Genomic DNA, 13,065 nt, shown 5'->3' with positions numbered 1-13,065 from the left:
AATGTTTCGTTATTACTCTGGACGGTCTTGCTTTTACCTTGTTTCCTTTATGGCTATGAAGTTAAAGTTTTCAGAGCTTTAAGTTTTCAGAGCTTTAAGTTTTCAGATCTTTAAGCTTTCAGATCTTTAAGCTTTCAGAACTTTAAGTTTTCATAACTATGTCATCAGAATATGTCATCAGGATATGATTTTATATAATTGTTACATAAAGAAAAAATAAGATATTGTATTTTAGATTCTGTGGGAAAATGATAAAAAAGCAAATAAAAAGCCAGCGGGTTGCTGGCTATTTTTATATAAAACCTAGTTGATTTATACTCTAGATAAACAGTGCTGTATAAGCTTGCTGAATCCCTTCAAGTAACATCTGCATACCGATAACGGCGAGTATCAGGCCCATCATTCGGGTAATTACATTTAATGCACTTGGTCCTACCGCTTTTACGAAGCGCTCGCCGAATACAAATATTACATAGGTTAGGATGCACAGTAGGCCAAAGGCAACGACGGTAATAATGGGCTCATAGATCCCATCAGTGCTTGCGAAGTTCATCGCGGTAGCAATGGTGCCGGGGCCTGCTAGTATTGGCATGGCGAGAGGTGATACTGCAATACTTAGCGCTGCACTTTTTTGACCTTCTGAGTTGGCCGTCTCTTCCGACTTATCAGCTGTTGAATCACCTTGTAGCATGTTAAAGCCAATCAAAAAGACCAGAATGCCGCCCGTGATGCGCAGTGAGTACAGGGTGATACCAAAGAAATCAAAAATCAGTTTGCCTGAAAGGGCAAAAATAGTGACGATGATGAAGGCGATCAGTACTGATCTAAAAGCGATAGATTTGACCGTTTCTCTATCGTTATGACCCGTTAATCCGAGAAAGATTGGGGTATTGGCGATAGGGTTCATAATGGCAAAAAAACCCATGAACACAGTAATGGTATGAATGATGAGTTCGTTCATCTTATTCCTTTGAAAATATGCAGTTAAATACGAATTAATTAATGTCAGATACAAATGATTATTAGAAATAGAGGTTTTGTCGCTTTTTGATACAAAGCGTGGCAGAGTCAATTCAAATAACTAACCTGCGAGGCATAAAATTGGCGTGTCGCCTTTTCTTTAATGTCTATTTCCTATCTTTAATGTCTATTTCCTATCTTTAATGTCTAATAAAGTATATTCATTCTCGCGCAAACATACTTTATAAACCTAAAAAAATACAATTTTTAATGATTAAGTGTTTCTGAAGCAGTTTTTGGCTACTTTTTTAGTTTAATTTGTTTCTAAGCGTTTACGTTCGTTATTAATCTGTTGGGGATTTGTTTTGTCATAGAGTTAACCCAACTGTTTCCCTTGCTGCCAATAGTGTGTTGAATTCGGGAATACAATTACTAGCTGTTTGCGCTTCAAGCAATTCCTCGGTCGTTCATTCTGTTCATCGCTTACTGTTCTAAACCTGTTCTTTGTTTGACACCACTTTAAGATCTGTAGGTGTGGGCGAAACTCCCATTAGTTTCTCATGCCTTTTTACTCGTTGAGGGAAGATAAGACACTCTCAGCCCTTTATTCTATTTAATAAATATAAACTGAATAAAAAGTGAATATGTAGAGCTGGTAAAATGGAAAGGTTCAAATCAATATCTAAACGTTTAAATCTAATAGAATATATGTTTAATAGTGTTGGGTTAAAGTTAAATCTAGCAACAAGCGGGCAATTACTAATCATTTATTTTTCTAAAAGTGATTTTTTAGTCAATTATTATGAATAATTATTGACTTAAATTGCTGTGCATTTATAGTCGGTGCAGTTGAGTATTTTAGTGAAGAGAAAACAAAATGAAAAAGTCTATTTTGGGTCTAGCAGGTTTAGGGTTAACCAGTCTTTTAATGTTAACTGGCTGCGGAAAGAGTGATGATGTCCTTGTTGTTGGTACTAATGCGTCATTCCCGCCTTTTGAGTATGTAGGTGGTCCCAGTGGCGATGAGGTAAAAGGTTTCGATATCGATTTAGCTCGCCAGATAGCCAAAGATGCTGGCAAGACGCTTAAAATTGAAAATATGAATTTTGACTCACTTATCGTTGCGCTTAACTCAGGCAAAATAGACTTTGTTGCTTCAGGCATGACTATCACTGAAGAGCGTCAAGCCAGTGTTGATTTTTCAGCCCCATATTACGAAGCAACCCAAGTTGTGTTAATGAACAAAGATAATGACAGTATCAAGAGTATTGATGATCTTAACGGTAAACGTATTGCCGTACAGTTAGGTTCAACTGGCGATATTATGGCTAAAAATTACAGCGACAATGTTACCGCTTTCAATACGGGTTTTGAAGCTGTGATGGAGTTGAGAAATGCCAAAGTCGATTTAGTGCTTTTCGACAGTGAGCCTGCAATTAGTTTTTTAAATCAGAACCCTCAATTGAAAATGGTTGAATTGGATTTTGAGCCGGAGTTTTATGGTCTTGCAGTAAGTAAAAATCAAACTGAGTTGCTAAGCCAGATCAATACCACGCTAAGTAACATGAAAAGCAACGGTGCCTATGATGCGCTCGTTAGCAAGCATATGAAGTGAGCTGTAGATGATTGATGCAATTAATACTTCGTTATTTACCCCTATTGGTGACGATGGCTTAATCGGTATTTACCTCATTTTAAATGGCTTGAAGGTTACCTTAATTGTTACCTTCTTTGCCATGATAATGGGGTCGATACTTGGGGTAACAACCACCTTGATGAAGATGTCATCTAAGTGGTACTTAAACTGGCCTGCTAATATCTACGTGAGTGTGATCCGCGGAACGCCAGTAGTGATCCAGTTAGTGATCCTTTACTTCATTATTCTCGCCTCGTTTGATGTGAATAAGATTACCGCTGCAATTATTGCTTTTGGTCTTAACAGTGGTGCTTATATTTCGGAGATCATTCGCGCCGGAATACAGGCGGTTGATAAAGGTCAAACAGAAGCTGCGCGCTCATTAGGACTGTCTCAATGGGCGACCATGAAAGAGGTTATTTTACCGCAAGCAATTAAGAACATTCTTCCCTCTCTTGGTAATGAGTTTATCGTGCTACTTAAAGAGACAGCCGTAATTGGTTTTATTGGCGGAGTGGACCTAATGCGGGCAGGTGAGATAATACGTAGCCGCACATTTGAAGATAGTATTCCACTGTTTACCTGTGCATTGATCTATTTATTCCTGACTTACATTTTCACCTTTATGCTGTCTAGATTTGAAAAGAGGTTAAAGCAAAGTGATTAAGATAACTGATTTACATAAGAGCTTTGGCGATAACCAAGTACTTAAGGGCATTAGCGAGCAGATCAACAAAGGTGAAGTTGTCAGTGTGATTGGCCCGTCAGGCAGCGGTAAGAGTACCTTTTTACGCTGTATTAATTTACTAGAACAACCAACCAGTGGTGACATTTTTATCGAAGGTCAATCCATCACTGCTAAAGATGCTTGCATAGATAAATTAAGACAAAAAGTGGGCATGGTGTTTCAAAACTTTAACCTGTTCCCTCATAAAACAGTTAAACAGAACATCACGCTTGCACCTGTTAACTTGGGCCTAATGACAGTGTCAGAGGCCAATAGTGAAGCAGATGTGTTATTGGAACAGGTTGGCTTAAAAGATAAGGCCGATGCCTATCCATCAAGCCTTTCAGGTGGCCAAAAACAACGAGTCGCGATTGCGCGTGCACTCGCCATGAAACCTGAATTGATGCTATTTGATGAACCGACTTCAGCGCTTGACCCTGAAATGGTTGGCGATGTGTTGGATGTGATGAAGTCTCTGGCTCAAAAGGGCATGACAATGGTGATTGTTACTCACGAAATGGGCTTTGCTAGAGATGTATCTGACAGAGTTATTTTTATGGATGGCGGTGTCATTGTAGAAAACAGCGAGCCTAATGCATTATTTAGTGCCCCGAAAGAGAGCAGAACTCAAGAGTTTCTCAGTAAAGTATTAAGATAAATAACTTGTTTAAGGTTTTTCTAAAGATTACTGATTTATAACTGAGTCGCTAACTGCTAAATAATGCTCAAATATAGCCCTGAAGCCATATGGCGTCGGGGCTTTTTGGGGCTTGGATTTAACCTTATCCTTATAAACTGCTGTTAATAAGATCAGCTTAAGCATTCCCCTTCGGAGTTGGTTTACCCTTAGTATTAGTTTCAGCTCAAGTTTACGTTTTCTCTTGCTATTCATTTAGCTGCCATTAGTTAAGTTGCTAGTGAAGTAGCTAGTCTAGTTATTCTTCTAGTTGCTTAAAGAAAGCTCCTTGCGAACAATATCAGCACCCGCGCTTAATGCATTTAGCTTTCCTCTTGCCACATCACGAGATAAAGGTGCCATACCGCAGTTGGTGCAAGGATAAAGCTTATCGGCATCGACGTATTTGAGTGCTTCACGTAATGTTTTAGCGACTTCTTCAGGTGTTTCAATGGTGTTAGTGGCAACATCAATAGCGCCCACCATTACTTTTTTACCGCGAATAAGCTCAAGCAGTTCAATGGGCACATGGGAGTTATGGCATTCTAACGAAATAATATCGATATTAGATTGTTGTAGCTTAGGGAAAACCTGTTCATATTGGCGCCACTCTGAACCCAAGGTTTTTTTCCAGTCAGTGTTGGCTTTAATGCCGTAGCCATAGCAAATATGCACAGCGGTTTCGCATTTAAGTCCTGCTATTGCTCGTTCTAAACAAGCAATGCCCCATTCATTCACTTCATCAAAAAACACATTAAATGCGGGCTCATCAAATTGAATAATATCAACGCCAGCAGCCTCTAACTCTTTAGCTTCTTGATTTAGGATTTTGGCAAATTCCCAAGCGAGTTTTTCACGGCTTTGATAATGAGCATCATAAAGGGTATCTATCATGGTCATAGGGCCGGGCAATGCCCATTTTATCGGTTGATTGGTTTGCTGCCGAAGTATCTTGGCGTCTTCAACAAACACTGACTTGGGTCTAGATACTGCGCTGACGACTGTGGGAACGCTAGCATCATAACGGTCACGAATTTTAACCGTTTTACGGTTTTCAAAATCGACCCCAGTGAGATGTTCAATAAAGGTAGTCACAAAATGTTGGCGAGTTTGCTCACCATCACTGACGATATCAATGCCTGCTTGCTGCTGTTCATGCAGTGATAAACGCAGCGCATCGTGTTTACCATCAATTAACTCTGCACCTTGTAATTTCCACGGTGACCAAAGCGCTTCAGGCTCAGCAAGCCACGAAGGTTTCGGTAAGCTGCCGGCCGTTGATGTAGGAAGTAATCGTTTAATCGTTGTTGTATTCATAATATGTGCTGCAGTCCAGATCCGGTATTGATAAATTATCGATATAACAATGAGTTGAAAATCACTCAAATTACATAAGTAGTTAAATGAGCTTTTAAGGTCAACATTTAAACCGCGAAGCTTTCAGACCATTGTTCGAGTAGCGTTTGGTATGGTTTGATGAAATGTTCTTCAGCAAATCTACCTTGTTTTACTGCTAACTTACTGCGCTCTTCTCGGTCATAGACAATCTGAGTTAATGAGTGATCTTGGTTATTCAAATTCGGCTGATAACAGTTTCCCGCAACTGCATTGGCATTATAAATTTCAGGGCGGTATATCTTTTGAAACGTCTCCATGGTGCTAATCGTGCTGATTAACTCAAGGTTGCTGTAATCATTAAGTAAATCACCAAAGAAGTAGAAAGCTAAAGGCGCCACACTTTTAGGCGGCATAAAATAACGTACTTGTAGCCCCATCTTTTTGAAATACAGCTCAGTCAACGACGACTCATTGGGTTGGTATTCATAACCCAATAATGGATGTTGATTACCAGTGCGCTGGTAGGTTTTGTTGTCTGAGACACTCAGGCAAATCACAGGTGTCTTGTTAAAGTGCTGTTTGTAAGTTTCTGAATTAACGAAATACTTAAACAGCTTGCCGTGCAGGTCACCGAAGGTATCTGGGATGCTAAATTGGCTTTGACCTTTATTATGCTCAGACAGTAATACGCTAAAGTCATAATCTCGGACATACGATGAGAAGTTATTACCCACAATGCCTTCGAAACGTTCATTGGTTTGATGATCAACTATATGAGTTTTTAATACTTCAATGGATGGGAACGTCTGGTCAATGTTTTCAATTTTCATATCTACCGAGACAATTTCAAGTTCAACTGAATAACGGTCGGCTTTTGGGTTATCCCAATAAGCTAACGCATTAAAGCTATTATCAATCATCTTTAACGCATTACGTAAATTCTGCTGACGGCTTTCGCCTCTGGCTAAATTGGCAAAATTAGTGGTGATACGGGTACTGTCTAATGGCTGATAATTTTCATCGAGACCAATATTTTTAATCGTAAAAGTAAATGCGTTATTCATGATGATTTGGTATCCGATCTTGTGTAATAAAACTTAAATATGTTTATACGTGTTTCATTACTTGATGAAAATTGATTAAATTTCCGCTACAACATGAGCCTTGTTCATGTTGAGCTTTTTAGGGGAACGGGGTAGCAGTGCGACTTTTCATCGCGACTAGTTGATGACTCATAGGCTTGTTACTTAAACGTGCGATTTTGCAAGGGGACTAAGGTTTAATTGGGGTTTTAAAAGAGACTTTACTAAATGGCTTACTAAAGAGGTGACTTGCACAGATAGAATTGGATGGGGCTTTGGTCGCCCCATCAAATGTGTATTTAGATTAGAAAGGAGGCTATCATTTACGGGTGACTTTATCTAAATACCCCATGGCAAAGGCCGATAATACAAAAGTGATGTGAATGAGCAAGTACCACATGATTTTTTCATTATCAATTTTCTCAATATTCATAAATACTTTAAGCAAATGAATTGATGAAATTGCTACAATTGACGCCGCAACTTTGTTTTTTAGTGAGCCCGAATCCATTTTGCCCAACCAGCTGAGTTTTTCACTGTTCTCAGCAACATCGAGTTGCGAAACAAAGTTTTCGTAGCCTGAAAACATTACCATGACAATAAGTCCACCTACCAAAGTAATATCGATAAGTGATAGCGTCACTAATATTAAATCCACTTCAGCCATGGAGAGAATATTAGGCAAAATATGAAACACTTCTTGAAAGAATTTAATACCTAGAGCCAATAAAACCAGACTTAATCCAAGATAAATAGGTGCCATAATCCAGCGTGATGCGTACATCATTTTTTCAAACATCTTTTCCATTTTTGTCTACTTCTTAGCTAATAAACACTTGAAATTGGTTACGTAGAATAGAGTATAACCATAACAAAATGAACTTTTATGATGTGGGTTTATCACGGCGGTATTCTCATTCTTTGTTTATGACCTCTTTACCTGACTATTATGAGTTAGGTAAATTCGACACCCCAGAAGAGGACTCTGAGCAAAAAATTATAGAAGTGGCTATTTGTGAGTGGGATGAGGGATGCTGATGGAGGTAAAGTTAAGCTTGGCTGGGCGCTTTATCACGAAGGTGTTGAGGTAGAGCAATTATCTGCCCCATGTAATGACGTGCTTATTTATGAAGATAGGTGTCATGTATAATCTGTTGATTTATAGCTTATTTACAATTTTCGTTGTAGTTAACGCAATTAAAGCAGAGCAGCAGTTTGTGTCGCTTTGCTATATATGCTGTCTGCATTAGCCTTTAGACTCTTTGGTATTTAATTATTGTTATTTTTTAAGCTAATTCTCAGGTATGTTTATTACAATTAGCCCAATTGTGTATTTCATCCGTTAAAGAGGAAATTGTTATCAAGGATTCAAATAATTCAGCCGCTAAGTCTCGTAAGCCTTTGGTCGTGCTAGGCGTTATTGCCTCGATTGCGATTTTGATTGCTGTGGTATTCAGTGTGTTGCCAAAAGGCTTTAAAACTTCACATGAGGACATTGGTTCTGGCAAGCCTGTATTAGTGTTTGTTTACGATCCTAACCTTGCGGTGAGTAACAGCCAGACAGAGCAAATGAATGCAGCGCGCGCGACCTTGGGCGATGATGTATCGTTTTTGATTGCAAGAATAGGCACGCCAGAAGGTGATCAGTTCATTGCTAAATACCAAGCTAGACCTGCGGAATTGTTAATGTTTGAACCTGCAGGAAGTTTGACTAAAAGGCAGTATGCGTTAATGCAATCTAACGAAATATTGCGTTGGGTGAAGTAGCTATACCCAAACAACTTGAAGATACGTGTTTCAGAGCTTCACCGTGTTTTCAATACTAGGCGCGTTAATGCGGTAATGTAGGTACCTTATAAATTAGCGCAACAACGTAGTGGGAACACGGTGAAACTCCCTGAGGGCAAGTTTTACACGCGTTTATGCTGCGTTATTGATTTTGAAAAGGGAATAACCATTACCCGCAATCAATGCCTTGCCTAAACGCGTGTAAATTCTTGCTGAAATCGAGCATCTTCAGGTTGTTTGGGTATATACATTCTTTCATTAGAATCTGCTCACTAGCATTGGATTACTTTTAATTAAACTGTAATTAAAAAATTCCCAAAAAATACTGTCAAAATGGAGGTTGAATATTCCTATTCAACCGCCATTTTTTATGTGAGTCATTAACTTTTTGCTGAATTCTCAAGCTACTTATTGGTCTTCTTAAGCCAATACGCATCAGCTTCTTCAATAAATTTGTCTCGATTTTCTAACCAGTTTTCTCTTACGCTCAAGCTATAATTTAAATAAAGCTTGTCATCGAATACGGTAAAAGCGAGTGGGTCACTGCTGACGACAAAGCCGCTGCTCATCGCGTAGGCGCAATAACCGCCGTATTGCGGGACATATCGTTCAGGGGATTGTTTAAATTGAGCTAAATGTTCTTTGCTGGCAAATAACCATTGCGATCCTTGATACTCAGCTTGAAACTCTGTGCTGCCTTTAACTGCTTTATTTTCAGTAAAGTAAGCTACGACATCGTAACCCGTTACAGCATAACCTTGGTCATTATAAATAGGCTTATTGCTTAAACTAGTACAGCCGACCATTGCGAATGCCATAATTAGCGGCAGCAATAATTTACTCAGTTTTATCATCTCACGTCCTATCATCTCACTTCCTTTGAAGTTAACAGCTTTGCTACTGAGTAGACCTAGAAAGTCAGAAAATCATTTCATTGTTTAAGTTTACATCTGCTTGTGCCTTTTAAAATATCTGCGTTAACAGTATATTAACGTTTTGAGTTTTAAGGGAGATGCAATTGGAATGCATTCCTTTGTGGTTTTATTCCTTCTACTCACTCGCTTTAAAAAATCGATAATGCTCATTTTTTATTAATTCGTGTGTCACATAATTTCCCCTATGACTTGGCTTTTTAAAAGTCTGTTTTGTCATTATTTAAGGATAAAAAATGCAAACTGATGTATCGATTGCAAGGCTTAAACAATTTCCACGACTGATGTGGATTTTACTGTTTGGCTCGTTCATTACCCGTGGCAGTTATTACATGGTATGGCCATTTCTTGCGGTTCTGCTATACGAAGAGTTTGCTTTAACCGCCACTGAAGTGGGGATGGTACTTTCTGGCGCTGCAGTTATTTCAGTGTTTACCAGCTTTGCTGGAAGCGCGCTATCTGATTGGGTTGGCAGGCAAAAATTAATGTATCTGACAGGGATACTGTACATTATTTCTTTTTCACTGCTGGCTGAAGTGGATACGGTTAAAGGTTATGTTGTAGCGATGACACTGTGTTCAATTGCGACATCGCTGTGGCGGCCTTTAGGTTCTGCGTTAATTGGCGATATTATTCCCGACAAGCAAACCCGTGAACTTGCCATGCAGTCTTGGTATTTTGTGGTTAATGTAGGCTGCGCTGTGGGTCCAATGCTTGGGATTTGGCTTGGTTTAACAGGTCAGCAATCTAGCTTTTATATTACCGCTGGTGCTTTTGTTGTACTGCTGATTTTATTGTTTTGGGGTTTCAAGCACCAAGCGGAGCTTGATAAAGCAAGTGAAATTAACTCTGGGGCCTCTGCTCCTGACTGCGATCAAGGTATTGTAAAAGAAGCTAGGGTTTCTACTGAAAGTTTTGAAGACAGTAAGAAAGCTACTGCTGATGCGCAGCCCGTTTCAGGTAAGCAAATTGCCAGTATTTTGCTACAAGATAAGTTATTTCACTGCCTTATTTTGGCGAATACTTTATGTATGTTTATTTATGCTCAAATGGACAGCTCACTGATCCAATTTTTAACTCGTGAACAAGCGCCGCAATTGCTGACGCTAATATCGAGCATGATTTTTACCAATGCTTTGGTGATCATTTCAAGCCAGTTTCTGCTGCTTAAATTAATGGCTGACTATAGCCTAACTCATCGAATTCAGTGTGGGCTGGTGTTGTTATTGATATCTCAATGTTGGATGGCAGCTAACCCGGTTGATTTGTTCTGGGGCTGGATTGGCGCAATAGTGGTGATGAGTCTTGCTGAAACAATCTTGTTCCCGACAATGAATGTGCATATTGACCGTCTCGCACCAGCTAAATTACGTGGTGCCTACTTTGGCGCGGCTTCTTTTTACGAATTTGGTTTCGCAATTGCACCATTTGGTGGTGGTATTATTTTAGATTCACTAGGTGGAAGTTGGTTATTTATTATCGGCGCGGGTTTGTGCATTGTAGTGATGGGATTATATAAAGTGCTGCCGAAATTCTCGCGCCCTGATTTTGCCTCAGTGTCGTAACTGCGAGGTTGATAATAGAAAACTTTATATAGAAAGTGTCCTAATAGATATATTTTTTGAACTTTTCCAAAGGGTTAAATTAAAAAACGCTTTGATGGTTTTAGCTTGAGTGCTGTCAGTGGTTAAACATGTTCATTATGCTGATAATTAGCCATCAGTAACGTTATTGCGCGCTGTGACTACTCTAAAGTTGATATCGAAGATTGTTTTGTTCAGTGGTAAGATAAAATTATAACAATAATTTCACATTGGACTTTATGCCTAAGCCTAGCGACTTAACTTATAAAATTAATATAGCGCTCAGCAGCAAAAAATTACCGTCTCTATTGATAGAGTTGTTACTGGTTTTTACTGTGTGTTTATCGGTATTGAGTAGCTTTACTGTAAGTGCAGACTCTATTGATATACCTGAGTTCACCCAAGGTAGTTTAGGCAAACATACCCAATACTTTAGAGAAGTCGACGGCAAAATGTCGCTTGAGTCTGCTCTTACAGCGTTCCAGTCTGATTCGTTATTCCACGGTTCCACTAATTCAATTTCTTTAGGGATTGATGTCGCACCTGTATGGATGAGATTTACCATTAATAACCGCTCAACTCAGACACTCAATTATCGCCTATCCGTCGAGACGCCTTGGATTGATTACATTGATACTTGGCTTATTCAAGATGGGGAAATGGTTAGGCACATCATTGGGGGCGATGCATATCCCTTTGAATCAAGACCGATGCAATATCGCTTTTACGCCTTTGAACATGAGTTCTTAGCTGGCAAAACCGAAGTGATTATGCGGGTAGAAACCAAAGGGCCGATGGCGCTGCCAGTGCAATTTAGTTCAGTCGAGCAAGCAATACACCGAGATATTGCCAGTGGATATCAGTATGGTGCGCTATACGGAATTATGCTGGCGCTGGCACTTTATAACTTGGTGCTGTTTGGCTTTATTCGTCAGCGAGAATATGGACTTTACGGCCTGTATCTATTGGGTTTTGTATTAAATAGTTTGTCCTATACAGGGCAGCTACACACCATTATTACCTATGATTTTGGAGCATATTTTCAAGATTGGCTCGATATCTTTTTAATGATTACCTATAGCGTGGCAGGGCTGCACTTTGCTCGCGCGCTATTACACACCAAGGATTACGCGCCCAAGCTAGATAGGTTTGTATTGCGGACGACCTTATATATTCCACTGGGTATGTTGGTGGGTTTTGTATTTAATCATTTATTCTTTTCGATGATCTTAGCGTTTGTACTGAACACTTGCTTTGTGATGTTATTTATCGCAATGGGGGTTAAAGCACTGCAAGCCCAAAAACCTTTTGCGGTGATATTTATTTTATCGTCAGTGACCGCCGCAGTATGCATTACCATTTCGACTTTAGCCGTTGCAGGCGTTTTGGTGCCTTATAATGATTACACCTTTAAAGCGATTGAAGTAGGAATGGCTTTTGAAGCGATTTTACTGGCATCGATTCTAGCAAGACAGTTCAGAATGGCGCAGATTGACAAACTGATTGCCGAAAAATATGCCTGCACAGATCCACTGACAGAGCTTAATAATCGCCGCGGGTTTAAAGAGTTCACAGAGTCTAAATGGCAAGAAATTGTTGAGGCTCAACATAATGTTTCAATAGCGCTCATCGATATAGATTACTTTAAACAAGTTAATGATACTCACGGTCATAATATTGGTGATGAAGTCCTCAAACTGGTAGCAAAAGCCATCGCTGATAGCTGTCGTGATGGTGATATTGCAGCACGTTGGGGAGGAGAAGAGTTTATTGTTCTTTTACCCAATACCTCACGCGATGGCGCAATTATGCAAGCAGAGCACATTAGAGAGGCCATCGAAAGTATTTCGTTCGATACGTTAAACGGTGAGTTAACACTAACAGCGAGTATTGGCGTTGCGGGAACGGTTGCGGGTAAATTTGAACTCTCATCAATTCATCAAGGCACCCTAGAGGCTTTGATAAAAAATGCCGACAGAGCGCTTTATATTGCTAAGCAAGATGGTAAAAATCAAGTAAGAATAGTGAGTTAATACGTTACGTTGTTGACGTTGTTGACGTTGTTGACGTTGTTGACGTTAATGTTAGTGGCTGTTTCTTTTTCTTTTTCTTTTTCTCTTTCTCTTTCTTGGTTATCTTTGCAGTATGTTTGTGACCTCATATGCGAGGCTGAAGTTTTGTCGAGTCGTTATTCTTCGTAACAGTCGTTATTCTTCGTAACAGTCGTTATTCTTCGTAACAGTCGATATCGCAGTAGAGTCGGTCAACAAACACCAGCTCAAAAAAGAGGTTAAATAGGCCCCTAGGCATCAATCCATTCGCTTCAATTAAAACGTTTTTAAC

11 protein-coding genes are annotated in these 13,065 nt (G+C 39.5%); 6 read left to right on the top strand and 5 right to left on the bottom strand.

The annotated features are described in order from the left end of the window. Positions 1–319 precede the first annotated feature (319 nt). Positions 320–961: a MarC family protein gene (locus tag L2735_RS13655; RefSeq protein ID WP_248985233.1), complete on the bottom strand. Its 642-nt coding sequence runs from the start codon at positions 959–961 to the stop codon at positions 320–322. Positions 962–1,837: 876 nt separating this feature from the next. On the opposite strand from L2735_RS13655, the gene L2735_RS13650 reads away from it, so the two are divergent. From L2735_RS13650 to L2735_RS13640, 3 genes are read left to right on the top strand one after another with little or no spacing between them, the layout of a single operon-like run. After that, positions 1,838–2,575, top strand: a complete 738-nt coding sequence (locus tag L2735_RS13650; protein WP_248985232.1) for a basic amino acid ABC transporter substrate-binding protein — start codon at positions 1,838–1,840, stop codon at positions 2,573–2,575. A gap of 7 nt (positions 2,576–2,582) precedes the next feature. Next, complete coding sequence (locus L2735_RS13645; protein ID WP_248985231.1) at positions 2,583–3,263, top strand: amino acid ABC transporter permease; 681 nt, start codon at positions 2,583–2,585, stop codon at positions 3,261–3,263. After that, on the top strand, positions 3,256–3,981 hold the full coding sequence (locus tag L2735_RS13640; RefSeq protein WP_248985230.1) for an amino acid ABC transporter ATP-binding protein: 726 nt from the start codon (positions 3,256–3,258) through the stop codon (positions 3,979–3,981). The genes L2735_RS13645 and L2735_RS13640 overlap by 8 nt, the downstream gene beginning before the upstream one ends. Before the next feature lie 285 nt (positions 3,982–4,266). Here the strand turns inward: L2735_RS13640 and L2735_RS13635 are convergent, their stop codons facing one another. From L2735_RS13635 to L2735_RS13625, 3 genes are all read right to left on the bottom strand, one after another. Then, positions 4,267–5,301 (bottom strand): methionine synthase, encoded by a 1,035-nt coding sequence (locus L2735_RS13635; protein ID WP_248985274.1) that lies wholly within the window; start codon positions 5,299–5,301, stop codon positions 4,267–4,269. A 122-nt stretch (positions 5,302–5,423) separates the two neighbouring features. Then, complete coding sequence (locus L2735_RS13630; RefSeq protein WP_248985229.1) at positions 5,424–6,401, bottom strand: DUF1852 domain-containing protein; 978 nt, start codon at positions 6,399–6,401, stop codon at positions 5,424–5,426. A 337-nt stretch (positions 6,402–6,738) separates the two neighbouring features. Further along, positions 6,739–7,227: a TIGR00645 family protein gene (locus tag L2735_RS13625; RefSeq protein WP_248985228.1), complete on the bottom strand. Its 489-nt coding sequence runs from the start codon at positions 7,225–7,227 to the stop codon at positions 6,739–6,741. A 518-nt stretch (positions 7,228–7,745) separates the two neighbouring features. Here L2735_RS13625 and L2735_RS13620 point away from each other — a divergent pair. After that, positions 7,746–8,186: a hypothetical protein gene (locus L2735_RS13620; protein WP_283104641.1), complete on the top strand. Its 441-nt coding sequence runs from the start codon at positions 7,746–7,748 to the stop codon at positions 8,184–8,186. Positions 8,187–8,611: 425 nt separating this feature from the next. On the opposite strand, the gene L2735_RS13615 is transcribed toward L2735_RS13620, so the two are convergent. After that, the gene (locus L2735_RS13615) at positions 8,612–9,076 is read right to left on the bottom strand and encodes a YHS domain-containing (seleno)protein (RefSeq protein WP_248985227.1); all 465 of its coding nucleotides are present in this window, start codon (positions 9,074–9,076) and stop codon (positions 8,612–8,614) included. A 299-nt stretch (positions 9,077–9,375) separates the two neighbouring features. Between L2735_RS13615 and L2735_RS13610 the strand changes: the two genes are divergently transcribed. Together L2735_RS13610 and L2735_RS13605 are read left to right on the top strand one after the other, a co-directional pair. Then, complete coding sequence (locus L2735_RS13610) at positions 9,376–10,704, top strand: MFS transporter (protein WP_248985226.1); 1,329 nt, start codon at positions 9,376–9,378, stop codon at positions 10,702–10,704. A gap of 257 nt (positions 10,705–10,961) precedes the next feature. Beyond that, positions 10,962–12,755, top strand: coding sequence for a sensor domain-containing diguanylate cyclase (locus tag L2735_RS13605; protein ID WP_248985225.1), 1,794 nt, complete (start codon positions 10,962–10,964; stop codon positions 12,753–12,755). Positions 12,756–13,065 lie beyond the last annotated feature (310 nt).

Origin of the sequence: Shewanella olleyana, assembly GCF_023283825.1 — a bacterium.
GTDB classification, from domain to species: Bacteria; Pseudomonadota; Gammaproteobacteria; order Enterobacterales; family Shewanellaceae; genus Shewanella; species Shewanella olleyana.
The sequence above is the reverse complement of the archived record's forward strand: the minus strand, read 5'-3'. Positions and strand labels throughout refer to the sequence as shown.

What these genes read in the sequence shown, in the direction of transcription:
- L2735_RS13655 (WP_248985233.1), bottom strand. Translation starts at nt 961, where the DNA reads ATGAACGAACTCATCATTCATACCATTACTGTGTTCATGGGTTTTTTT.
- L2735_RS13650 (WP_248985232.1), top strand. Translation starts at nt 1,838, where the DNA reads ATGAAAAAGTCTATTTTGGGTCTAGCAGGTTTAGGGTTAACCAGTCTT.
- L2735_RS13645 (WP_248985231.1), top strand. Translation starts at nt 2,583, where the DNA reads ATGATTGATGCAATTAATACTTCGTTATTTACCCCTATTGGTGACGAT.
- L2735_RS13630 (WP_248985229.1), bottom strand. Translation starts at nt 6,401, where the DNA reads ATGAATAACGCATTTACTTTTACGATTAAAAATATTGGTCTCGATGAA.
- L2735_RS13625 (WP_248985228.1), bottom strand. Translation starts at nt 7,227, where the DNA reads ATGGAAAAGATGTTTGAAAAAATGATGTACGCATCACGCTGGATTATG.
- L2735_RS13615 (WP_248985227.1), bottom strand. Translation starts at nt 9,076, where the DNA reads ATGATAGGACGTGAGATGATAAAACTGAGTAAATTATTGCTGCCGCTA.
- L2735_RS13610 (WP_248985226.1), top strand. Translation starts at nt 9,376, where the DNA reads ATGCAAACTGATGTATCGATTGCAAGGCTTAAACAATTTCCACGACTG.
- L2735_RS13605 (WP_248985225.1), top strand. Translation starts at nt 10,962, where the DNA reads ATGCCTAAGCCTAGCGACTTAACTTATAAAATTAATATAGCGCTCAGC.